The sequence below is a fragment of the Acidicapsa acidisoli genome (assembly GCF_025685625.1).
In the GTDB taxonomy this organism is placed as follows: Bacteria; Acidobacteriota; Terriglobia; order Terriglobales; family Acidobacteriaceae; genus Acidicapsa; species Acidicapsa acidisoli.
On record NZ_JAGSYI010000004.1, the window covers coordinates 95,910 to 119,066 of the forward strand.

Consider the following 23,157-nt stretch of genomic DNA (forward strand, 5'->3'; position numbering starts at 1 on the left):
TTATTTGGAGAGTTCGATGAAGGGCGACAGTACCTCAAGGAGCGAGAGTCCGCCGTGCGTTAATGTGGGGTAGCCACCCTGACTCTTCCATTTCCAGCGGCCAACGGCCAATAGATGAGCGCCATACGGTGTTTTGATTTGCATTGCAACAGGAGGCACGAACGGGCCTATCTCACTGGTGCCCGGCTTGCTGCGTCCGCTTGCGAAGTTTTTCTTGAGAAACTGACCTACCTCTCCGTCCGCATCAGAGAAATAGCCTGTAGCGGCGTAACCATGGTCGGAGGTAATGACCAACCGCCGTCCTTGCGCCAGGCGCTCGACGAATTCCCAGAAGTCATCACTGCTCAGTTGCTGGGCTACATCCCGTGTCAGCATCTCTAGACCCTGACCGGCGCCTGAACCGTCATGCAGCTTGCTGTCTGGCCAATGATGCCAAAACACCCAGTTCGGAGCAAAATCGATGAGATGTTGGCAATCCTTCCACGCAATATCTACGCTTTCGGTATTCGTCGATTGAAGCTTGTGAGTAGCCCCGGCACCATTATTTTGCAGGTGGCTGCGGCTCCCAAAACCGAGCGCTCCGGCGAATTCATTGGTTTCGCCGGGAATTTCGGAGGCACTCGCCGTGACTTCGTGCAGCGTGAACCCGTGCTTCTTTGCACCTTGCAGCAGCCATGGCAATTCGCGCAGCGACAGACCGTCGAGGATCAGAACAGCTTTGGAGCTGTAGGGCTGTCCCCACCACTGCACAAGTCGATCCGTGGTCCGCTCCACAGTATCGCCGAACACTTGCCACAAGTCCCATCCACTTGAGGACAGGAAATAATCGAGCGTACCGATCTCACGGTCACGTTTTGTAACCTCGCTTTGGGCATTGCCAGCAGAAAGGGGCTTTGATGCGATCTCGACAGCCTTTTGGATGATGACCTGCCATGCCTCTTCAGGTGTGCCCTCTACCAGGCTATGGAGCACATCGACATCGATCGTCATCCGTTGTCCTCCTTCTCAAGACTCAACTCGAAGATCATGCCATCCGGCAACTTCTTAAGCAGTTCCTTGAGCTGGGCTCCGGTTGCGCTCGACACTTTCAGTGTTACCTCGGCGACCTGGGTTGCCGGGCCTACGCCCCAACCTTCGAGTTTGCCTATTAGGTTCAGCGGCGACGTGGGCGGGTTGTTCAGGCTTACGTGTGGCTTGCTGACAGCACTCGTAGGGTCGCCGCCATAAATCCCACCGCCACTGGAAGGTGGCGTGGTGAAACCTCCAACTGCGGTTCCGCTGCCGAACAGGGTGGGTTGCGACGCAGTCACACCGACGACTGTCCCTCCGCCGTTCTGGTTCCCAGGTGACTGAGGCGCGATGGGCGCTGTCCCACCTGTTGTCGGAACCGCAGACGGCACTAACAGGAAGACTTCTTTCAGGTGCTGTCCAGTAAACGAGAGTTTTGGGCGCATCCGCTTCCATGCGGTTTCTTGATCCTCGCCAGGCTGTGCTTGCAGGAATTCCAGCCCTCTAAGGTTGATCGCAATCTTGCCGCGGGCGCAGAGCCGCAGAATGCGCTCCTTCATTGAAGTCTCACCAAGCCAGGGAATGCAGTCTTTTCCTGCAGGCCGGGGTTCTTGAAGCTCGACGAGAAGCTTGCCAACGGACGTACTATTGCCAGCAGCTTCGAGTACCAGGTCTTCGAAATCCTCAGGCACAAAAAGGTCGTTGGTCAGCGATTCGTCGATAGCTTCGGGAATCTGCGCCCCTTGCTTCTGGAGATTTTCAACGCTGAATTCACACTGGCTCGGATCAATGAAGTTCCAGCGATGGAGCACTGCAAAACGGTCATAGCGCTTCTTGAGAATATCTCGTAGCTCACCCTGATATTTCGTGTTCAGCTTCTTGTATTCCGGGCTTTGACTGCTCCATTCCAATGCTTTCATTTCGGCACGCGCAAGGATTAGCAGATCTCGATCCTGGTAGGCATTCAATGAACCGTTGCGCGGCAATAGAAACCGAATCGTGTTTCGCCGCTTCTGAAGATGGTCCTTGATCCAATAGCCGAGTCGTTCATTAAGTTTGTCTGGCTCCTCAGGTAAAACGAGGATCGGCAGACGGTCGTCCCAATGGTCCGGCTGTTCGGACTCTTCAAGCGTAGACCATGGATCGGTCAGCCAATTGCCGGGAAGCGCAATAACACGAAACGCCTTCTCAACTTGATCTGAGCCGGTAATTACGTGGCGGATTTCTTTGGCAAGTCGGGTGAGATCAGAGCCATCCGAAAAGAGCTTGTCATTGCGTGCGCAGGCAATGAGTTTCGCCTGTGGGTTCTCTTCATCCTTGAACACCAACCGCAGACCATCCTGATGAATGTTGAAGCTGTTCTCGACGACCGTGGCCAGCTCAACCTGAAAAGCGTTGTCATCGATGGCTTTGTCGCGCGTGATGTCTGCTTGCAGGGTAGCTGGCTCGGCACCGACAAGATTGCCCACCGCGATTGAGCGCAACCACAATGCGCCCATGACATCCTGGAGATGTGGTGCGAGGCTGGCATAGGAAGGGACAGCTTCTGTCACCGAAATGATGTTTTGCTGAGCTTTTGCCCGCAGCTTACGGTGATGTTCGTTCGATACCGAGTCCAGTAGCGCACCGATACCGGATGCTTCATCGTCCAACCTGAAGTCTGCGGCGGTGAGAATCGGGACAGCCTCGCCGCGACTCTTATAAAGGCTGGCAAGAATGCGGATCATGTCGCGCGTTTCCTGCGCGTCGGTCGCAATCAGCACCTGCTCTTCCAGCAAGCGCAGCAGATGCGGTGCGAAAGGCCACGACTCAGTGAATTCTTTGCGCTTGCGATCCTGCTCAGATGGCAACACGTCTAGGAGGCGGAAGTATTCTGTGATATGTGTGGCGAGCAAGGACTCAACATTGACTGCCGGAATCTGAAGTCGGTTGTCAAACAGCCGGTGCAACAGCATCCGCCGACGGTCCTGTTGAATGCGTTCGGCATTACCGCCAGCCTTAAAGTCGATGGCTATCGGGTTGACACGATGTACCTGCTGATAAGCGTCGCTGCCACCATTGCGAACCGAAATCACAAGCACCAGTAAATCAGGGCGCTCTTTGGCAATTTCCGACAAAATCTGAATGAAGTTGAATGCCCAATTCTTCCATGGGTATTGCTTGGTGTTCGTCAGACCGTCGTACCAAGTCTGGAACTCGTCCAGAAGCAGCATCGTAGGCGTGTGCTGCAGTAATTCAATGATCAGTTTATCTGACGGGATATCGGTTTTTGCCGCTCCCATGCCTTCCCATTTGCCTCTGATGAAATTCCCGTGTGGATGGCGCTCGAACAGGAGGTCCCATAAGAATTTATAGCGCTGTCGGTGCAGGCTTTCCCCGATAACTAGCATTCCGCTGCGTAGGGCGATCTTGCCAATACTTGGTTCACCGAGGGTGGTTGCCCAGTAATTGAGCCACTTATGAGTGGAATCTGCATCATTCACCGCGTGATAGAGGGCCGCCATTAAGTGCGACTTGCCGAGACCTCGCTCTCCGACCACAGCAACGGGCCGGCCCTGATTCGGACCTACAGCCTCAATCCCCTTCAGCAAGTCATGCGTGGGGTACGTAATCCCCAAGAACTCCTGTGCAGCGATCTGGGTTGCACCGGTGTTCGTGTCGTTTGACAGCTCAATTGCTGTTCCTTTGAGGAGTTTGCCGCGGAATTCTTCTCGTAGAGTCAATGCAAGCATTATTTTCGCTCACCCTTATTCAATTGAACACTCCATGCGCAGTGCTCTCCACGGGAGGCATCACGTCGCCCCATCGATTGGTGTTTGCACGATCTCTCGCTGCCGGTGAGTGACAACCGCCACGCACCCCACACCTTGACCGCCGGGATCGCTGGCTCCAGCCTTCAGATCGCCCGCTTTGTGCCCTGGATAGCCCTAAGCGTCTTATTCTAAACCCGCAAAGGGCAAATGCCACCGTTACACAATCAGGCGCTCATTCATGTTCAGCGTTTGAACCCCGAGTAGACTGAGTCGATCCCTGCCTCGACCGGTGCCAGAGTTAAATTTTCGGCTGAAACGGGAGTCCATGGGGTTCACGATGGATGTTTGTGCACAGCCAGCAGTAGTTACACGCGATGCACTACTACTAGGGCGTGGAGACGCCAGGAGCCCAATATGTAGGGTGCTTCGCTTGACATTCGCTCAAAAGAAGCGCATCATCCAACCAACTATCAGTGGGCGGAGGCATGTAATGGTAGATGACCAATTGTTTGTAGAGCGGCGCCCCCAAGGCGACTAAGCCGTGAGAAGACCTGATTCTGAAAGAGCCAGTGATGTCCTACCTACGCAGAGAGAAGCCATCGAGAGAGCACGGGAACTAAACCCAAATCGGACGCCGCTCGTTGAGCGGGTGCGAGATACGACTCATGGTAACCGGGACAAGTGGCGTAAGCCATAGTCCTTGGCAACGCACCAAGGAGCCTTGCAGCCTGAGGAGAGTCTTGCCCTCTACCTTTGTTGCGTATTTGCGAGCTTCGATAGGGGTGGGTAGCCAGGTTCCTTGCTGCTCGCGATTGCGGCCGGTCCCGCAATCTTAAGGGCGATTCGCCCGTCGATCCCGGCCTTGTTTTTCAAAATCCTTCATTCTCGACAGCCGTTCCGCTGACTGAAGTATGAATCTTGAGCGATTGACAGTAACGAGAAATATAATACCCATTATTTTGAACTTTAGGGTATGATACTTCTCGTTATGGGAAAGACAACCCCAACACTGCTGCCCCGACTCAGCCGCCTCCTGCAGGGGTTTGGCGGAAATCTGAAGCTCGCCCGATTACGGCGGAAGTATTCGTCCGAGACGGTCGCCCAGCGTGCAGGTATCACGCGCAGAACGCTTTCGAAAGTTGAGCAGGGCGATCCAACCGTCTCCTTCGGCGTCTACGCCCGCGTCATGCAGATCCTCCGGTTGGAAGACGACCTAGCTCAGTTGGCCGTCGATGATGTGCTTGGCCGCAAGTTGCAGGACGCCGGACTCACACCGAAGCGGAGAGCCCCGAAGAAGTCGTCGGCGAAACAGCCTGAAGCTGTCTTCCCCGATGACGAACGGAGGGTTGATTAATGGCTCGATTCGATACCGTTCAGGTGCATGTCGATCTAAACCGTTCCGGCCAGTCCGCCGTGATGGGCGAGCTGCACTGCCAACAAAGTGGCGCCGGCGAGATCTTCTCCTTCAAGTATGACGAAAGCTGGCTGGCTCGTCCCGAGGTCTTCGCATTCGACCCGGACCTTGCGCTCTCTGCGGGCCATCAATACCCCGCGGCAGATCGGACGAACTTCGGCATTTTTCTCGATTCGTCGCCGGACCGCTGGGGAAGGGCGCTCATGCAGCGCCGCGAGAATTCGCGTGCCAGGAAGGAAAAGCGCAGACCGCGGACACTAACTGAATGGGACTTCCTTCTGGGGGTACATGATGAAACTCGGTTGGGAGCGCTGCGTTTTCGACTGCCCCCGGACGGCCCTTTTATCGACAGCGATGCACAGTTTGCCGCGCCGCCAATCACGTCTATACGAGAGCTGCAAGCGGCCAGCCTCCAATTTGAAGAGCATATGAATGAGGAGGAGCATCCGGAGTACGAAAAGTGGCTGACTCAGCTCTTCGCTCCAGGAACGTCGCTGGGGGGCGCGCGCCCTAAGGCATCGGTGCGAGATGAGGCAGGCGCGCTTTGTATGGCTAAATTCCCAAGCAGGCAAGACACCAGGGATGTTGGCGGCTGGGAACTGGTAGCCCATCGGCTCGCTTTCAAGGCCGGAATCGTCGTCCCGGATGCTCGGTCACTCCGCCTTCAGGAAAGTCCGTACACGACCTTCCTCGTAAAGCGGTTCGATCGCAATGCGCACGGAGGCCGATTGGCTTTCGTTTCTGCCATGACCCTCACGCAGCATCGAGACGGAGAAGCTGGCGCCAGCTATCTTGAGCTTGTGGATCTGCTGCAGTCCCGCGGCTCCAAGAGAGAGTCAGATTGCGAGCAACTGTTTCGTCGCGTGCTCTTCAATATCATGATCCATAATACTGACGATCACTTGCGCAACCACGGCTTCTTCATCGACGAACTGGGTGTCCGCCTCTCGCCGGCCTACGATATGAACCCGTCGATTGATCGCACAGAATTATCGCTGGCAATCAATGAGGTCGATTCGGCCTGTGAGGTTTCGATTGCGATGGATGCTTACAAGGACTACGGCCTGTCAGTTCAACACGCCGCGCTTGTGCGGAAAGAGGTACAAGCAGCAGTCGCAACCTGGCGGGAAGAAGCAAGCCGCTTGCACATCTCCCGAACAGAACAGGATCTGATCGCACCCGCCTTCGAACATGCCGGAGAAGGATAACGTTCAAAGGCTTTATCCCGACGAAAACCTGATGAGTACTCTGGACTAAAAAGCAACATTCGCAATCTTTTGGGGTCTAAATACCAAACACCAAACCAAGTAAGGCGGGCCCAGATGAGCGACCAAGAACTTCACGGAACCGGGAAGCTGGAGGCAGTGCATGTCTGCGAAAAATGCAATACCCGATTTCGGCCGGGGCAAGTCAATGAGGATGTGAATGTCACGGGGGTAATAGAATGCAAAGTGTGCTCGCATATTGGCCCACTCCGCATACTCATACTTCCAGAGAGTCCGGACTGATAATTCTGAAGGATCAGCCCGCACGGTAGTTGTAGCTGTGTACAATCAATTCTTCCACTCAACAGAGCGTTTTCCTGCAATCCAATGCTCCGTTATTCTGCTGGTGATTGCGGTGTATCGCAGCCGTCAGCAGCACCGGGCAAAGCAAAATATCCTCTCTAATATCCCGAGATTTCCCCGGCTTTGCCGGGGAGGCAGTAGCAGCTAATTGGTTGCGCTGAACATGGCGGGGACAATGCGAATGCGTTGGGTAGAACGCTAATCAGGATAAAAAACGCCGACGTCGCTGATCATTGTGCTGAGTTCTACGAACCCAGCTACAATCAGTGAATCAACGCAATTTGAACATTAGTTGAGGTGACGGCCATTAATTCGTCGTCCATTTTGGGCTTGGTCCGTTCTGGCACGTGGTCTCAGGTTTTATGTACGAGCTACGCCCTCAGTCTGTCCTTTTTCGAGGCGGTAGTCCTGAACGAGCTCACCGCGCGCGCCGCTCCGGCGTGTACTCTTCTGATCGACAAAGAGGGTGTTCGTTCCGCGCTAGATGAGTACGGGCCCCAGCACGCGGGCCGCATGTACGAAGTCGAGCCGGTTGCAGTTCACACTGGATGCTTTCACCCGAAGATTTTGCTCTTGGCAAATCAGGGCGATGCTCATCTCGTGATCGGATCAGGCAATCTGACTTTCAGTGGCTGGGGCCGAAACCTGGAATGTTTCGATCATCTGCATGCAAGTTTTGCAGCCGGTGCGTTTCGCGAAATGAGCGAATTCTTTCGCGTTCTAGCGGATGTGCCTTGGGCTCAACACGCTGCGCAACAGGCTTGCCACCACGCAGCCGAGGTGCTTGATCGCGGCGCTCGGAGCGGTGCGGACGACGGAAGCATTCGCGTCTTGCACAATCTGCGCTGGCCCTTGCTCGACCAATTCGCAGACATTGCCACCTCTCTCGGAGGTGCTCGTCGCGTGATCATTTCTGCGCCGTACTACGATCAGGTTGCAATTCCAGAGATCTGCAAGGCCTTAGCAGTGGAACATACGTTTCTCCATGCACACGCAGCCGGCACTGTGGAAGGCACAGCCGCAAATTGGCCGCCGAATTCGGCTAAGATCGCTCGACCGGTTCGGGTGAATTGGATCGACGAGTTTAGCGACCGCCCCCTTCACGCGAAGCTATTCGAGGTTCTCTGCACGAAAGGGCGCTTTGTTGTTTCGGGTAGTGCGAATGCGACGCGAGCAGGTCTGCTGCAAGGGGGCAACGTGGAGGTTTGTGCGGTTCGCATCGATCAGAAAGTCTTGTCCGGGTGGGCATATCAACCATCGCAAGCCCTGATCCCCCAAAAAGTGACCCTAGACGTTGACGATAGTGAAAACAGCAATCATGTGTGCGTTCTTACCGGAAAACTCAATGGCATGTCAGTGCTAGGTCGCGTGATGGAACCCTTTCCGGCGGGGCCTTCCCAAGCGTCTTGCCGGACTGCCGGCGTGTGGCACGATTGCGGCTTGGTATCGACCGACGCTCTTGGTCGCTTCGCTATACGTCTATCCGCCGAAGCTAGTTGGAAAGATGGACAAATGATTCTTCAGCTAAGGGCAACAAGTGGCGTGCTGGCCCGCGGATTTCTATCGCAGCCAGAGTTCACCTCTGTTGTTCGTCGCCTGGGGACCTCAGCACGAAGCTTTATAACATTTCTGCACGAAATGGATGTGCCGGAGGATATGGCCGCAATTCTGCATTATTTTCAGCAGCATCCAGAAGATCTCTTGGAGCCTCAGACGTTCTCCGGAGGAGGGAATAAATCGGTTGCGCCTGTTGAAAAGGACCACACTCTCCCTGTACAGGAAGAGTCGAATTCTGACCACTGGCATCAATCGAACGATGGTCACGCTTCTTCGAAGTCGGGCAGCGCCTGGGAGCGAATGATTCAAGATTTGATCGCGACGTTGACGAATCGAGTAAGACGGGACTCAAGTGAAGATGAAGATGAGGACAGTGCAGAAGACGATAAAACGAAGAACGCGCAGAAAAAAAGGAAAGCAGCTGCTGAGGCGGCGCGGCGGAAGATTGAATTGAGCGTTCCATATCTGTTCGACCAAATCGAGAAGGCAAATCCGGAGCGAGTAAATATAGCACTGGCCTTAGCGCTATTGGAACATGCAGCTCATGAAATTAAAATGAAGCCTTCAGTGGCTCACAAGTATTTTACAAGGCTCATAGCGATTGCAGCGCGACGTAAGACGTGGCCGTCGGGTCAGAGCCTAGTGCAAGCTGCTTTCGTCTTGTGGGGTTTACAGTTCGTGATTGCTGGGGAGAACGGTGTCGTTCTCAGGACACGTCTGCACTTGCTGCGCTGTGGCTGCAATCTGAATCTGGGTGAAATGCCGGATATCTCGAAACTGAGCGGGCTCTGGCAGGCCATTGCGAAGGCGCATTCCGCAGAGAACTTCTGGCGCGAAGTGTGCGCTGCAACGGTTCCCCAAGAGGAGGCTGCGCGATACATCCTCTCGCGTGGCGTTCCCAATCTCGGCGCTTTCCCCGCCCTCTCCAAGTCTCCAGGGTGGAAAGCACTGATAGGAGGAATGCATTCACGAGTTCGAGTGTATGACACCCTTCCCAAGGCATGCCTAAGTTGTTATCGAGTTCTTGCAGCTCGCGACCGCGATCAACTACAGCAACATGCCGCGATAACCCATTCATGTGGTTACACCCTACTTTGCACGGAGCTATGAGTTGAAAACACTTGAAGAGTTCACCGCGGAGGCCGCGCAAGCAACTGGTCCGCGAGTTTCAGAACTCGTGAAGATCCGGCCCGGCGGTGTTGACCCGCTAGGACTGCGTCAAATCAATTTCAACCTAATGGATCAGCTCCTTCCACAGCTTAACAACGTGGCCCGCCACATCCGTCCGCTCACTGTCATCGCGTGGGGCTGGCATTGCGCGTGGGGTTGCGCTGAACGGCTAGGGATCCAAACTGTTCCAGAGACTAAACTACGGGACTTGGTAGATCGCATTGAGGTAATCTTCGTTTGGTCGCAGCTGATCACCCATGCAAAAGTCGATTTGCCCGGAAATGAGTATCTGAAGACTCGCATGCCGTCCGGTCGGTTTAAGTTCGGCGGTGATCAGTGGACTCGGATTCGGGAAGAGCGCAGGTATTCGACTTCGCTCAGCACGCCTGCAAATTATGGCCCATCGTTGTTCAACCTGTGCTTCCTCCGATCGGGACCGCGGCGCAACGAAGTACGAATTCATCCTATGGCGATTTACGTTATAGAGGAATTCGAGTCTCTTCTCGGTGACGATTGTCAGCATCCCGCGTTCACGGAGTTTGGAGCGGTCACGTAAAGCACGAAGAACTGGAGCGTTGGGGCAAGCTGTGGGACATGAATCGAATTACGAAAGCCGAACGCACCCACATTTCTTCGGTCCTCGGAGGAAAAGAAGCACCTCTCAAGCGACAGGCCGGAATCCGCCTCCTTACTACAACTATCCGACGCTTAGGAGATAAAGACGAGCCCGCGCTACGGAAAGGCATGTGTGAAATCGATGCCGTGGGCCACGACCCGACCTTGCGGGAGGCGGCAGTTACCTGGCGCGGAATTCAGGCCCGGCAGCTCTTTCGCTTGGCATTAGAATCCATGCTGTTCTGGGCGACACGAGAAGTTGGCGACGGAACTCGTACTCTGAGGCAACTGACGAGTGCCTTTCTTGATTTCACCCCTAAGGCCGCGACCGCGTCTGTTTGGCTCTTGCCGCGACTCGATCCGGATTCCGTTGATGTGGTGGGTCCACTAGTCCAGCTCGAAGAGGTACTTCGAGGTCGAATAACCACTAGCAAATTGCCGGCAGCTATCCACGCGGCGCTTCGTGCAGCGCTGGCATGTCGCGCGACAGATGGTGGCGAACGTGAAGATCGGCTTCCATTGGTGCGTGCCGAACGGGAAGCAAGATCGTTTGCGAAAAGGACTCCCGCTGAATTGCTCCAGTTCATTTTGTCTGCCTGGGTTTTCGGACAACACGTATCCTGGTCTGTAGGCCGCGGCATTGCTGATGCCCGCCAGGGTACAGATCGCATATTGCGTCTAAAAATAGTTCCCGATGAATCGGGCTGGCGTCTCGTTCCGGGTTCAAGTACTAGTGCGCCGCGTCCAACGCCTGACCGTCTAAACACTGCGGTCACGCTGCTCAAAGAGTCTGCTGGACGTCACTGAGCAATTAAGATTGCCGGTCCGCGACCCAGTCGAACAAGGGTTGCGGAGTCCAGTACACTAGAATTGCGACTGCACAAACCGAATGCTGGGAATATGAAGAATTTGTGGAGGATTGGTATGGACGTATACATGTGGGAAGACAAGCTGGATCGGTGGCACAAGCTACTCACCAGGGACAAGCAATTGCCCGAAGCGGCGTTGTCCTTAACTAAGGGCGGATGGAAGCTGGAGCATGTGGTTCTCGACCTAGCTGCTAGTGATGTACGCCTCGCCCTCGATTCCCAAAAGGCAGTTAAGGACCTTGACGCTGCTGGTTTTCACGAGTTCAGTGTTCAGATTACAACGACTATCAACTCCTAAGTCTTGATGGCGATCCTTGTCTTCAGCAGCGGCAAGGGGCCAGCAGAGCATACTTACAAGAGCGGACTCGCTCGAGTGGCCCACAGGACGGAAGTGGACGTTCATTCCAAAGCCTCGAATGCTGCTGACATCCCAAACCGGCGTTTCCAACCCGGCTGCAGCCTGCGATTCCGAGTTCCGGTAGGAGAGCCACTTTTCCCTTTCCAGATATTCGCCCCGGATACCTTGTGAAGCTGGCTGCGGACCGGGCCCTGCACGGTTGGCCGGTGATGCCCCAGGGACTGGTAAAAGTGGGGAGTTTCTCGGCCTGCGGTCTCCTAACCGGCGAGCCCTAGACGCAACTGTTTGGCGCTTGCAGATTCTTTGATGCGCTTCACAAAGCCCCGCAGAAATTCGCTGATGACCCGAGCTTGGCTATCCGCCCTACACGCAAGGCGTGTCTCCAGGCCAATTCCATTGACATTCAGGGGCCGGATTGTGATTCCATTTCGAGCAATGCGCCAGGCTCCAGCCTGCCCCAAGATAGCAACGCCAAACCCTCTCAGAATGAAATGGGATGCGTCCTCCGCCGTCATGATGTGATGGATGGAGGTTCCCGGTTTCGTCGCCGCCCTAGTGGCAGCTCGCAGCGCGTCATACAAGGGCGGGTGAACATGCCGTTCAAACAAAATGCAGGAAACACCTTCGAGCTGATGCTGCTTCACTTCCGCGTACTGCGCGAGATCATCGTCTTCGAGCATGGCGACAAAAAAGGACTGCTGGGCAACCGTGACAGAACTGAGGCGCGGGGTCGGTGGAAGGCCGGTGAGGAAGGCCAAATCGAGGGTCCCATTCAGGAGATCGTGCGCGAGTTCAGGGGTGAACTTGCTGGTCAAGTGAACCTTTAGATTCGGGAAAAGCGGCAGGCGAAATGAAAGCAGGTTGCTCAAGAGGTAAGGGTCCGTGTAGGGCGACTTTCCCACGTGGAGCGTGATCTCACGATCCCGGTGTGCCTCACGGGAAAGCTGAATCGCTCGTTCCTGATGCAGCAAAGCAAGGCGCGCTTCTGGAACAAATATGTCGCCGGACGGGGTTGTCGATACGTTCCGACTGTCTCGGAAGAACAACTCGTATCCCAGGAAATCTTCGAGGGCAATAATCTGTTTGCTTAGTGCGGATTGGCCGATGTGGAGCTTGTCCGCCGCACGACAGAAGTTCAGTTCTTCTGCTAGAACAACTGCGGCCCGTAACAGCTTGGTATCGACTCCAGACATAGCTTGTCCCCGAAGTACCCAAGGCGACAAACCGTGCAAGAAATGCGCTATCCGTTTGTACGAAATGCCATCATTTTCTTGTTGCCTGACAGCTACAAATTGTACACCGAGATTCAGACGGAATTCGCCCAGAAATAAAAGGCGCCCATCAAGTTTAGACATCTATTCCGCAGCGGAATAGATGTCTGCCGGAATTTCATTGGACACGTCTGATTTCCAGGGAGAACTTTGAGGTTGCCGAAGCGGATTCCGATCTCAGAGGTGTCTCATGGCCGGCGCGCTTTTCAACTCAGAGACTTCATCAGGTGAAGTACGGGCTATTCCCTCGGACAAGCGTAACTCGGACCGACGACCAGAGGAAGAGCCCCCGTACAAGACCAGTAAATACTTTTTGAATGCCGACGAGGCGGCGGAGGTGCTCCGCATGGACAGCCGCACGCTGGTGCGATGGGCACGCCTGGGTCAGGTTCCAGCCCATCCTATGGGTGAGGGAAAGCGCCGGCTCTGGAGATTCATCGAGAGTGAGTTGATTTGTTGGCTGGAAGGGCGCGGAACGCCCCTGAGGAAACCCGCCGCGAGTACCATAGAGACAGCCATCAGCGCTCGTGCAAGGAGAACTGCATGAGTCGCTTTCAAGAAGGAAGCATATTGAGGCTGAAGCGCAAAAGCGGAAGCGATGTCTGGGTGTTCCGTTGGTACGAGGAGTTGAACGGAGCGCGCACCTATCGCAAAGTCACCATCGGATCGGTGGATAGATTTCCGGCTCGTCTCGACGCGGAAAACGCGGTCGCAGCGCTTCGGCGAAACATCAACTCCGAGTTCAGAGTGCCGGAAACGGTCTCCGAACTCATCACCCACTATCGCGACAACGAGCTGACCGCGGATCGAAAGGCGTTTGCCACCATTGAGGCGACCTCGATCTATCTCGACAGGCATGTTCAGCCCAAATGGGGCGCGAAACGCCTCTCGGAGGTCCGAACCGTTGACGTGGAGAAGTGGCTGTACGAACTGGTTTACGCTCCAGGCACGCGCAGCAAGATCCGCAACATTCTGTCGGCTCTGTTCAACCATGCCATGCGGCATGAGTGGATAGACCGTAACCCCATCACGAAGGTAAGAACGTCTTCGAAGCGGCTGCGGGAGCCGGATGTGCTCTCTCCAGCCGAGTTCGCTGCGCTCTTGCCGGAATTGGAGTTGCGGGAACGCACGATGGTGATGTTGGCGGGCAGCACCGGGCTTCGTCGGTCGGAACTGGTCGCGCTCACTTGGCGGGACATTGACCTGGAGCTTATGCAGATCAACGTCCGCCGCTCCTGCGTCCGCAACCACTTTGGCGATACGAAGACGGAGGCGAGCCGCAAGCCCGTCCCGCTTCATCCCTCTGTGGTCCTCTGCCTTGCCGAGTGGAGAGACGAGTCGTCCTACAAAGCCGACGACGACTTTCTCTTTCCCTCTGTGAGACTGAACGGCGCCAAACCACTGACGCCCGACATGGTTTTGAAGAAGACGATCCGGCCGGCACTGGAACGGGCCGGCATTCAGGGAAAGGTGATCGGTTGGCACAGCTTCCGCCACTCGCTCGCAACGAACCTGCGTGCTGCCGGCGTGGATCTCAAGACCGCGCAGGAGCTGTTGCGTCACGCCAACTCGCGCATCACGCTCGACGTTTACACCCGAGCGATATCGGCGACGAAGCGGGAAGCGAATGACAGGGTGATGCAGATGGTGTTTGACGCGGGGAAGAAGAAACTTTCAGCACCCTCTCCAGCACCCTCGTGATTCACTTTGATCTTGTCACTGTGCCATAAACCCTTGAGTTTCTTTGGTTTAGTGGCGGGGACGACGGGGCTCGAACCCGCGACCTCTGCCGTGACAGGGCAGCGCTCTAACCAACTGAGCTACGTCCCCTCTGCAATTTCAATCGCTTAGCGCAAATCGCAGAATTTACTGTCGTTTCTTACTATCCACTCCTTCGCCTGTTTCCATATTCCCCATCGGATATAACCGAATTCCGGGATAAATGAACAGTATGCTAAAACCCAAAAATCTCTGTTCACCACAAGCGAAAGCGAACCGCGAAGTTGTCACCACTCCGCTGTTCAAATTGTACCAAACAAATCAGCCTAGCAAGGATGGTATCCCCGAAAGGCTTGCAAACTTTGCGCGAACGAGAAGAGATCGGTTCGGCATTTGCGTCAGGCGTCGAAGTGGTCGGGGCGAGGACGCATCCGCAGGGATTGGGAAATTGCAAGCCAGTTAAAGAGCATTGAACAGAAGAAGTACACTGCGCCAGAGAAATTCGCCTGAATGACATGCTGGCTGCCCTTCACCGGAAGGCGCTCTCCATGTCTGGTCCAGTTCGTGAATTGCGGAACCCTGGACCGATAAAAGCGGGGGAGGATATCGCGACAGAGATGGTAAAAAGAACCGCGGACGCGCACGCATGGCAGATCGTCTATGGAGAATGGGCAAGGACTCGGCTCTACGGGTATGCGCCATTGATAACAAGCATAAGAGAAAGGATTCGCAATGAAACCCGAATACTAACGAAGGACCGGAGGCAGCGGAGCGTTTTGAGAAGTTGGCTACACAAGTATTTCGAGCGCCAAGACAATTATCAAGAACGCTCCGCGAGGCGAAAAAAACAGCAATGGCTCTCAATGACGGATCAATGCTGTGGCGAGCCACTCCGATCTGCTTTGAGCGAAATGCCGCTCTTTTCCAGCGTGTGTCCCAGTACGCGGTCTAACTGAGCCGATGCTTTCAGCCACGCTGCCTTGGCTATGACCTCCGTAGTCTGCGCCTGAGCGAGATAAGTTTGCTGCTCAATGAGGGCGAGATTGGTCGTATAACCTGCCTGGAAGCTTTCCTGAGCTGCGTCGAGAAGCTTCGTCTGCAACTCTCGCGCTTCTGTTGCGGCATCGGCAGCACTTTTGGCTGCGTGGAGGGCTGTGATCGCGTTCCGCACCTCAGCAGCTACTTGCGACTCCAGTTGCGTGACTCGCATCTGCTGCTGCTTTAACAGCGCTTTATCTGCTCCCAGATTTGCCTCCGCCACCCGGTTTTGCACCGGCAAGGAGAACTGTATCCCAGTCTCATACACCGTCGAGGAGCGGCTGCCTCCAGTCGGAACCGGGTCTGTAGGGGCATTGCCCGTCAAGCTGTCTCCACCGATCGCGGTCAGTCCGGGGATTACGACCCCTCGGCTCTCATAGCTTCCATAGAGATCGATCTCAGGCCTCGCGGCATTCGCGGAGCTCGCAACCTGCCGCTCGCCGTTGGTCAACTGCAAGCGCGCCTGTTGCACGTCGGGGCGCTTCTCCCATGCGCTCCTGATGAGCTCGGGAAGCGGCGCATCCGTATCTGTACCAGGTTCTGTCTCTGGAGGCGAGAGCGCGTCGGTCGCCACTATTTCGGACGTGTTGCCCGGCGTGCTCGTGAGCGAGTGCGGATCGAGCAGCGTTCGCAGGACTACCTGCTGCTGATCTCGGAGGGAAATCGTCTGGGTGAGTAGCAGTTGGCTGCTCGTCACGAGTGACTGCGCGCGTGCTATCTCGATGGGCGGCATGCGTCCTACGTTTAGCTGCTCCTGGTCGTTGTGCAACAGCAACCGGGCCGCGGTCAGCGCCTGCTCCTGCACTTTGACTGACTCTTGCAGGCTCATCAGGTCGACATACAGATTTTCTACTCCGGCAATCGTGCCGATTATCTGCTGCTCCAGCACCGCGGCGGAGATCTTCTTGTTCGTTTTCGCGATGGCGATGTAACGGGTGTTATTCGCGTGTCCGGCCCCTCGAAACAGGGGCTGCGCAATCAACGCATAAGCATTCGGATGACTGAAGGGAACGGCGGAGGAGCGCCCCGAGTAGAAACTCTGTACAAAGTCATTGACGCCCAATTGGATCGTGGTTCCCGGGCTGAAACCCTTTGTCAGAAGGGTATCGCCAAGGGTATTGTCTGTCGTCGCTGTATCGGCCGGCGTTGCCGCTGACGGGTTGAGGGTGAGAAGCGAGACAGCCGGGTTCCTACGCAGCCATCCGTACCGGCCCTGTAGCTGCGCGTCGAAGCCGGGCACCGGCGATCCACCTGAATATGGGGTTGGGCTGAGAGATAAGGAGTGCGACCCCTCCAGCACACGGCTTGTGTTGTAGGACGAGGATATTGTCTGAGTAATCGGGTCCACGCTCAACGGGGTCAGACCGGGCGACGAGAAACTGAGCAGGGGCACTGCCGCAGGCGCTTCGCCAGCCGGCGTATCCGCCACAGTGTAGTTAATCGGACGCGGCAATCCACCGCCTTTTGCCAGCGGGATGCTCTGGTCTGCGATCGTTTGATCGACCCTTTCGATCTCGATGTCAAGGTTGTTCTTCAGCGCCATCTGGAAGACTTGCTGCAGACTCAGGTAGAGCGGGCCGTCCTGCGGGCTCGCCGATCCTGGTATGCTTCCCGGCACGCTCCCCGGTGTCTGCGCCAACGACAGTGAAGGCGCGGGTGCGTTCGCAAGAGCTGTCGCAGCAGCCGGTGTCTGCGGGGGTTGTTGCGCGGCCGCTGCCGATACCAGCACGCAGCTCATCGCGAGACCGCCAAGGGCCGCGCGGGAGTTACATCGCACTGCGGACCGCCCGAAAACAAGCTCGATTGAGGACGCTCTCTTTGCGGCGCAGCGCTCCATTCTATTGATCCCGTTTACCCTGATTGCCACTTTTCCCTCCCGCGCGGGGATCGGCACTGACGCCCAGTTGGCCGACAGGGGCGGGCCGCGTGCTCACGCGCACACCCTGCTTTACGGCATCATTGGGGTTCACGACGACAAGGTCGCCGTCCTGCAATCCTGCATTGACGTATACCTGGGTACCCAGATCCCGCCCAACGTTCACCGGCCGCATCTGAATGACGTTGTTCTCCACCACCGGCACAAACTGACCGCGCGCCATCGTAAGGAGGCTATCGCCGGAGATCAGGATGCCCCGGTTCGGGGCCCTGTAATGCATCTGCACGGAAGCGAACATGCCTGGCCGCAATCGGTGCTGCACATCGTTCACCTGCACCTCTTCGAGCAGTGTCCGGCTCTGCTGGCTCAGAGAGTCGCTGCTGCGGATCACCTTACCCGCGAATGTCTGTCCCGGTAACTCGGAAAAGGTCAAATTCACAGGCTGGCCGGTCTGCACGAAAGGCGCATCCTCCTCCGGCACGGAGACAAACACTTCGAGACTGCCAAGGTCCACGACATCGAACAATTCGCCGCCCTGCGCGCCACCCGTGGGCGGGCCGCCGGTGGAGTTGGCGGGGACAGCGGCCAGACCCTGTGCGGCTCCCACGGCCGATACCAGATTGCCTACCTCGACATTGCGTGCGGTGATCGTCCCGTCGATTGGCGATCGAAGCTGCTCGAAGTCTGCCAGTGCCTGCGCATGAGCCAACGCTCCCTGCGCTCCCATCACGGCGCTCTCCATCGCCTCCAGGTTCGATTGCGCCGACTCAACCGCCGCGCGCGCCGTATCGTCTTCCTGCCCAGAGAGAATGCCGTGGAGCACCAGCGTGTGCACCCGGGCGTAGGTCGCCTGCTGCAGCCGCAGTGTGGATTGCGCCGTCAGCACGTTGTCTTTGCTCTGCTGCACAGCCGCCGCCTCTTGCGCGACCGAGGCGTCCAGGTCCGGCGCAGAGATTACCCCCAGCAACTGGCCCTTATGCACCGTATCCCCAAGATCGACGTACCGCGCCTTCAAATACCCCGGGACTCGCGCATAAATGTGCGCACTGCGGAGCGGGGTCACGGTGCCCGGCAGGGTCAGTTCCTGCTCCGAAGCTGCGGTATGTGCAACCTGGACCTGCACTATCGGCAAGGCGTTCCTCTGCTGTTGGGCTCTCGCGTTCACTTCCTTGTTGCGCTTGTAATGGGGCAGCCATCCCAGCAGCAGGGCCAGGGCCAGCACCACGACCGATATCAGAACCCATATGATCCCCCGGCCGCGCCTTTGCTGTGGTTGCGCCCCATGCTGGTTGCCAGCCGCGAGTGTCGATGTGACGTCTGTGCTCATTGGTGCGCTCCCTGTATCTCATCCTCCAGGCGCTTCTCCCAGTTCACCGGGGCCTGCTTGCTCATCAGCGAATACATCACCGGCACCATAAACAACGTGCCCACCGTAGCGAACAAGAGGCCACCAATAACGGCCCGTCCGATGGGTGCGTTCTGCTCGCCGCCTTCGCCCAGTGAAAGCGCCATCGGCAGCATGCCGATGATCATCGCCAGCGCAGTCATGCACACCGGTCGCAGCCGCGTGGAGCCCGCGATCAGCGCCGCATGCTTTGAATCCTTGCTGCTCTCTCCCTCGCCGCGCGATTCGTTCGCAAAGCTGACCACCAGGATGCTGTTAGCGGTTGCGACGCCAATGGTCATCAGAGCGCCCATCAGCGAGGGCACGTTGAACGTTGTCTGCGTGAGGAACAACATCCATACAATGCCCGCAAAGGCTCCCGGAAGGGCCATCAGAATGATGAACGGGACGGTCCATGACTGAAAGTTGATCGCCATCAGCAGATATACAAACACCACCGCCGCGGCGATCCCAACCTCCAGGTTCGCAAAGGATGTATTCATCGTTTGCACCTGGCCGCTCAGAACGATCTCCACCCCAGGAGGCAGGTGTTGTGAATTCTTCTCCACAATCTTCTGCACATCGCTGGCCACCCCTCCCAGGTCACGCTGCTGCACGTTCGCGAACACGTCCATAATGGGCAGCGCGTTGTAATGGGAAACGGTCAGCGGCGAAACCTGCCGCTCCATCGTGGAAACATTGCGTAGAAGCTGGTCACTGGTGCCGGGCGGCGGAGCCGTAACGACCGTTTGTTCCAGCGAATCCAGGTTATGCAAGCGCCTCTGCGGCACCTGTACGATCACCGGATATTCAACCCCCGTCTTCGGATCGAGCCAGAAGTTCGGCGCCACCTGCCCGCTGCCCGAAAGCGACAACAGCACGTTATCGGAAACGTCCCTTGCCGTGAGAGCGAGTTCCTGAGCCTTGAGCCGGTTCACTGCGATATTCAACTTGGGCGCATTCACCTGCTGCTGCATGAACACGTCCACAGCACCCGGAACATCCTTGATCTGCTCCTGCAACATGACGGCGATCCGGGCCGTGGATGCTGCGTCTTTTCCGCGCACCTGCACATCGATCGGCGCGGGCAGCCCGAAGTTCAGCGTTTGATTCGTGATGTCGGCAGGTTCGAAGAAAAATGTGTCTTCGGGAAACTTCTCGGAGAAGTCATGCCGCAGGATCTGCATCCATTCCTGCGTCGGCCGGTGCTTGGCTGCGAGCAGCACCATCACGTCCCCATCCCCGTTACTCGTTGAATCATTCGCCGAGTAGGTCAGGTTTATGCCCCCTGGTGGCAGCCCGATGTTGTTGACCACCATCTGTAGCTGCTCCGCCGGGATCACGCGCCGAATCTCCTCGTTGACCCGCTTGAAGACCTCCGTTGCCGTTTCGATCCGCGTGCCCGCTGGTGGCCGCACATGAAACTCCATCTGCCCGGAATCCACATAGGGGAAGAAGTCCTGGCCGATCAACGGAACCAGTGCGAGCGAACCCAGCACGACCACCGCGAACGCAACCAGCGTCGTCGTCCGATGCTCCAACGCCCACTCCAGTCCGCCCTTGTACTTCTCGGCGAACCGGTCGAACCCGTGGTCAAAGCTTTTGTGAAACAGCCAGATGAAGCTTCGGCTCAGCGGCGACTCCTTCTCCTGCCCCTGATAGAGCGGCACTTCTTTCGGCAGAAGGAAATGCATCATCGTGGGCACCAGCGTACGCGACAACCCATACGAGGCGATCATCGCCAGCACTACGTTCACCGCCAGTGGTGTGAAGATGTACTTCGCCGAGCCGGAGAGCAGCGTCACCGGCACGAACACGATGCAGATCGACATGGTCGAGATCAACGCCGGCATCGCCACCTGCTCGGCGCTATCCAGGATCGCCCTGGCGAGCGGCTTCTTTTTCCCGATCCCCAGATTGCGATGCGTGTTCTCGATCTCGACCGTCGCATCGTCGACCAGCATACCCACCGCCAGCGCCAATCCTCCCAGCGACATGACACTGATCGTTTCGCCGAGAGCCGAAGACGCCTCGATCGCGAACAATGCCGCCAGTGGAATGGATGCGCTCACAATCAGCGTGCTTCGCCAACTGCCCAGAAATACGAGCATCATCATCGCGGTGAGAAACGCGGCTGTTATCGCCTCCTGCACCACATCCCGGATCGAAGCCTTCACAATCACCGATTGATCGAAGATCGGCGTCAGGGTCAACGCGGGCGGAAGCCCGGCTTTGATGCGTGGAAGCGCAGCCTTCACCTGATCCACGATGGTGAGCGTCGAAGAAGCGCCGCTCTTGATGACAGTTAACAGCGCCGACGCCTGCCCGTTCTCGCTCACATAGCTCGTCTGCGGCTGGTATCCGTTATGGACCCAGGCCACGTCTTTCATCTGAACCACGGCGCCATTCACATTCCGGATCGGCAGATCGTTCAGCTCCGCGATCGTGCCCGGGCTGCTGTTGGTCCCTACCGTGTACTCCCGGTCGCCTATCTTCTCTGTACCGGAGGGTGTGACCAGGTTCTGATTATTCATTGCGGCGGAAAGTTCCGAAGCAGTCAGGTGATTGGCCGCCAGCTGCGTTGGTTCCACGTCTACCATGATGGATCGTTGCTCGCCGCCATAAGGAAGCGGGACTGCGGCGCCCTTGATGGTCGCCAATTGCCCGCGAATAAAGTTTTGGCCGAGGTCGTAAAGGTCGATTTGCGAAAGTCCCTTTCCGCCCAGACTTACCTGAACGATGGGAACGCTGGAAGCGTCGTACTTGAGCACATACGGCGGCATGATCCCTGACGGCATCAAGTGCACAATCGACTGCGCCAGCGCCGTGACCTGCGCAATCGCGAGATCCACCTGCACGCCCGGCTGGAAATGGACTTTGACAACTCCAACGCCGCTATAGGACTGCGACTCGGTGTACTGAATGTTATTGACTGAGGTCGGCAGCGCCCGCTCGAAGACTCCGACGATGCGCTTGGACATGTCGTCGGCATCCATCCCGCTGTAGCTCCAGATAACGCTCACGATTGGGATATCAATGTCCGGCAGGATGTCCGTCGGCGTCGTCAGGATAGCTGAGACGCCGAAGATCGCGATTAACACCGCGACGATAACGAAGGTGTAAGGTCTCTGCAGCGCAAAGCGAACAATCCACATATGCGCGCTCTCCTCCGCACATGCAAATACAACGATTGAGTTCTTCCCGTCCCGCGACCGCTCTCTGGATGAGCAGGAACTACGCGCACGGGGATGCGCGCAGCTCCAGGCCTGGGAGGGCCTGACTTTAGATAACTGCTAGCTTCTCCGCAGGAATCTTCATGGCTTTAGCCTTGTCTATGTTCAGGTGCGCTTTCAGCATCTCGCTCGGTACGCGCCTGAGCCACTGGTTCAGCGAAACATCCATGAACTCCTCAGCGGCAAAGGTTTCGAGGAACACCAGATCGGTGTCTCCCGTGTTTTCGATGTAATGCGGCGCGTTGGACGGAACATACCCTACATCATTGGCGTTGAAGTCCATTGTGCGTGCATTGTCGACAGGAAAGAACACTGTCATGCGGCCTTTGCCAGCGATCCAGAACTGCCACTCCGAAGCGTTAGGGTGCCAATGAAGTTCACGCAGACCGCCGGGCTTGACCGTCACCAGGGCAGCAGCGATGTGCTTCGACACCGGGAAATTCCGCGAATCAACAATCCGTACCGATCCGCCTTTGCCCTCCTGGGTGGGCGCCATCGACTTCATATGGAAGGTGTACTGATATTTGGATGCGACCTGTCCGCCTCCGATATCAGCTTTATCCTCCTCTAAAGAAGGGGGTACCGTGCCGGGGAAAATATAAAGCGGCGCGCCTGGCGTGTTGTCGAAGTCGCTGGCTTCGAGGCCCGTGTTCTTGGCCAGAATCTCTGGCGGGGTATGAGCGACCCATTCGGAGAGAAGCATCGTGCCATCTTCTGAGAAGTTGCCCTGATTGAAGACCAGGAGGAACTCCGTACCATCCGGACCGAGGCCTTGAATCGAATGCGGAAAACCGGCAGGAAAGATCCAAAGATCTCCTTCGGTCACGTCTCCGATAAACATCGTCCCATCGGGATTCATCACGGTGACACGTGCATTTCCGTAGAGCACATAGGCCCATTCATCGGCGGTATGCCAGTGCATCTCACGGTAGCCTCCTGCAACCAGGCGCATATTGACGCCTGCAATATCGCGTGACGAAGGCAATTCGCGTTGTGTGATCTGATGCGTCCAACCGCCCTCTTCGACACGCTTCTTCACTAGATCAAAGGAGTACCAGAGGGGGCCAACGTCGCCGTGGTCGGTCGGCGGAGGAGTGTTCGAGTTCGGATTCAACGCGAGAAGGCCGCGGTTCTCCTGCGCTGGATCGCTTGACGAGTGGTCATGCTCTGCTTTCTGCGTGCTCGCCTTCTCCTGAGCATTCGCAGTCAGACCAGCGAATGCAGCAGTTGCGATGGCCGCCGAACTCAGGCCGAGAAAACTACGCCGTGAAGGATAGTCAAGTAGAGACTTTTCCTCTTCGTGATCGTTCATGATCGAAGCCTT

Annotated in this window: 15 protein-coding genes and 1 tRNA gene; 8 read left to right on the forward strand and 8 right to left on the reverse strand. The window is 56.6% G+C overall.

What is annotated here, in order from left to right:
* Both OHL23_RS22430 and OHL23_RS22435 read right to left on the reverse strand, forming a co-directional pair.
* Positions 1-990, reverse strand: coding sequence for a hypothetical protein (locus OHL23_RS22430; protein ID WP_263354239.1), 990 nt, complete (start codon positions 988-990; stop codon positions 1-3).
* Positions 987-3,740 carry a DUF499 domain-containing protein gene (locus tag OHL23_RS22435; RefSeq protein ID WP_263354240.1) on the reverse strand — a complete coding sequence of 918 codons (2,754 nt, stop codon included), beginning with the start codon at positions 3,738-3,740 and terminating at the stop codon, positions 987-989. The genes OHL23_RS22430 and OHL23_RS22435 overlap by 4 nt, the downstream gene beginning before the upstream one ends.
* A 562-nt stretch (positions 3,741-4,302) precedes the next feature.
* On the opposite strand from OHL23_RS22435, the gene OHL23_RS29010 reads away from it, so the two are divergent.
* From OHL23_RS29010 to OHL23_RS22460, 6 genes are all read left to right on the forward strand, one after another.
* Complete coding sequence (locus OHL23_RS29010; RefSeq protein ID WP_396127404.1) at positions 4,303-4,458, forward strand: DUF2188 domain-containing protein; 156 nt, start codon at positions 4,303-4,305, stop codon at positions 4,456-4,458.
* A gap of 291 nt (positions 4,459-4,749) precedes the next feature.
* Positions 4,750-5,115, forward strand: a complete 366-nt coding sequence (locus OHL23_RS22440; protein ID WP_263354241.1) for a helix-turn-helix domain-containing protein — start codon at positions 4,750-4,752, stop codon at positions 5,113-5,115.
* Positions 5,115-6,383, forward strand: a complete 1,269-nt coding sequence (locus tag OHL23_RS22445) for a type II toxin-antitoxin system HipA family toxin (RefSeq protein ID WP_263354242.1) — start codon at positions 5,115-5,117, stop codon at positions 6,381-6,383. The genes OHL23_RS22440 and OHL23_RS22445 overlap by 1 nt, the downstream gene beginning before the upstream one ends.
* A 1,059-nt stretch (positions 6,384-7,442) precedes the next feature.
* Positions 7,443-9,410 (forward strand): phospholipase D-like domain-containing protein, encoded by a 1,968-nt coding sequence (locus OHL23_RS22450; RefSeq protein WP_263354243.1) that lies wholly within the window; start codon positions 7,443-7,445, stop codon positions 9,408-9,410.
* A 1-nt stretch (position 9,411) separates the two neighbouring features.
* A complete protein-coding gene (locus OHL23_RS22455) occupies positions 9,412-10,026 on the forward strand; it encodes a hypothetical protein (RefSeq protein WP_263354245.1) in 615 nt (204 codons plus the stop codon).
* A 983-nt stretch (positions 10,027-11,009) separates the two neighbouring features.
* On the forward strand, positions 11,010-11,252 hold the full coding sequence (locus tag OHL23_RS22460) for a hypothetical protein (RefSeq protein WP_263354246.1): 243 nt from the start codon (positions 11,010-11,012) through the stop codon (positions 11,250-11,252).
* A gap of 317 nt (positions 11,253-11,569) precedes the next feature.
* Here the strand turns inward: OHL23_RS22460 and OHL23_RS22465 are convergent, their stop codons facing one another.
* Complete coding sequence (locus tag OHL23_RS22465) at positions 11,570-12,505, reverse strand: LysR family transcriptional regulator (RefSeq protein WP_263354248.1); 936 nt, start codon at positions 12,503-12,505, stop codon at positions 11,570-11,572.
* A 268-nt stretch (positions 12,506-12,773) separates the two neighbouring features.
* On the opposite strand from OHL23_RS22465, the gene OHL23_RS29015 reads away from it, so the two are divergent.
* Together OHL23_RS29015 and OHL23_RS22470 are read left to right on the forward strand one after the other, a co-directional pair.
* On the forward strand, positions 12,774-13,130 hold the full coding sequence (locus OHL23_RS29015; protein WP_396127405.1) for a helix-turn-helix domain-containing protein: 357 nt from the start codon (positions 12,774-12,776) through the stop codon (positions 13,128-13,130).
* Entirely contained in the window at positions 13,127-14,284 is a 1,158-nt protein-coding gene (locus OHL23_RS22470) for a tyrosine-type recombinase/integrase (RefSeq protein WP_263354249.1), read from the forward strand. The genes OHL23_RS29015 and OHL23_RS22470 overlap by 4 nt, the downstream gene beginning before the upstream one ends.
* 52 nt (positions 14,285-14,336) lie before the next feature.
* Here the strand turns inward: OHL23_RS22470 and OHL23_RS22475 are convergent.
* The 5 genes from OHL23_RS22475 to OHL23_RS22495 all read right to left on the reverse strand — a co-directional run bounded on the left by OHL23_RS22475 (position 14,337) and on the right by OHL23_RS22495 (position 23,145).
* Positions 14,337-14,413 (reverse strand) — tRNA-Asp (locus OHL23_RS22475).
* 760 nt (positions 14,414-15,173) lie between these two features.
* Complete coding sequence (locus OHL23_RS22480) at positions 15,174-17,078, reverse strand: TolC family protein (RefSeq protein WP_263354250.1); 1,905 nt, start codon at positions 17,076-17,078, stop codon at positions 15,174-15,176.
* Positions 17,079-17,178: 100 nt separating this feature from the next.
* Entirely contained in the window at positions 17,179-18,543 is a 1,365-nt protein-coding gene (locus tag OHL23_RS22485) for an efflux RND transporter periplasmic adaptor subunit (protein WP_263354251.1), read from the reverse strand.
* Positions 18,540-21,755 carry an efflux RND transporter permease subunit gene (locus OHL23_RS22490; protein ID WP_263354253.1) on the reverse strand — a complete coding sequence of 1,072 codons (3,216 nt, stop codon included), beginning with the start codon at positions 21,753-21,755 and terminating at the stop codon, positions 18,540-18,542. Before OHL23_RS22490 ends, OHL23_RS22485 begins: the two co-directional genes overlap by 4 nt.
* A 127-nt stretch (positions 21,756-21,882) precedes the next feature.
* On the reverse strand, positions 21,883-23,145 hold the full coding sequence (locus OHL23_RS22495; RefSeq protein WP_263354254.1) for a cupin domain-containing protein: 1,263 nt from the start codon (positions 23,143-23,145) through the stop codon (positions 21,883-21,885).
* Positions 23,146-23,157: the final 12 nt, after the last annotated feature.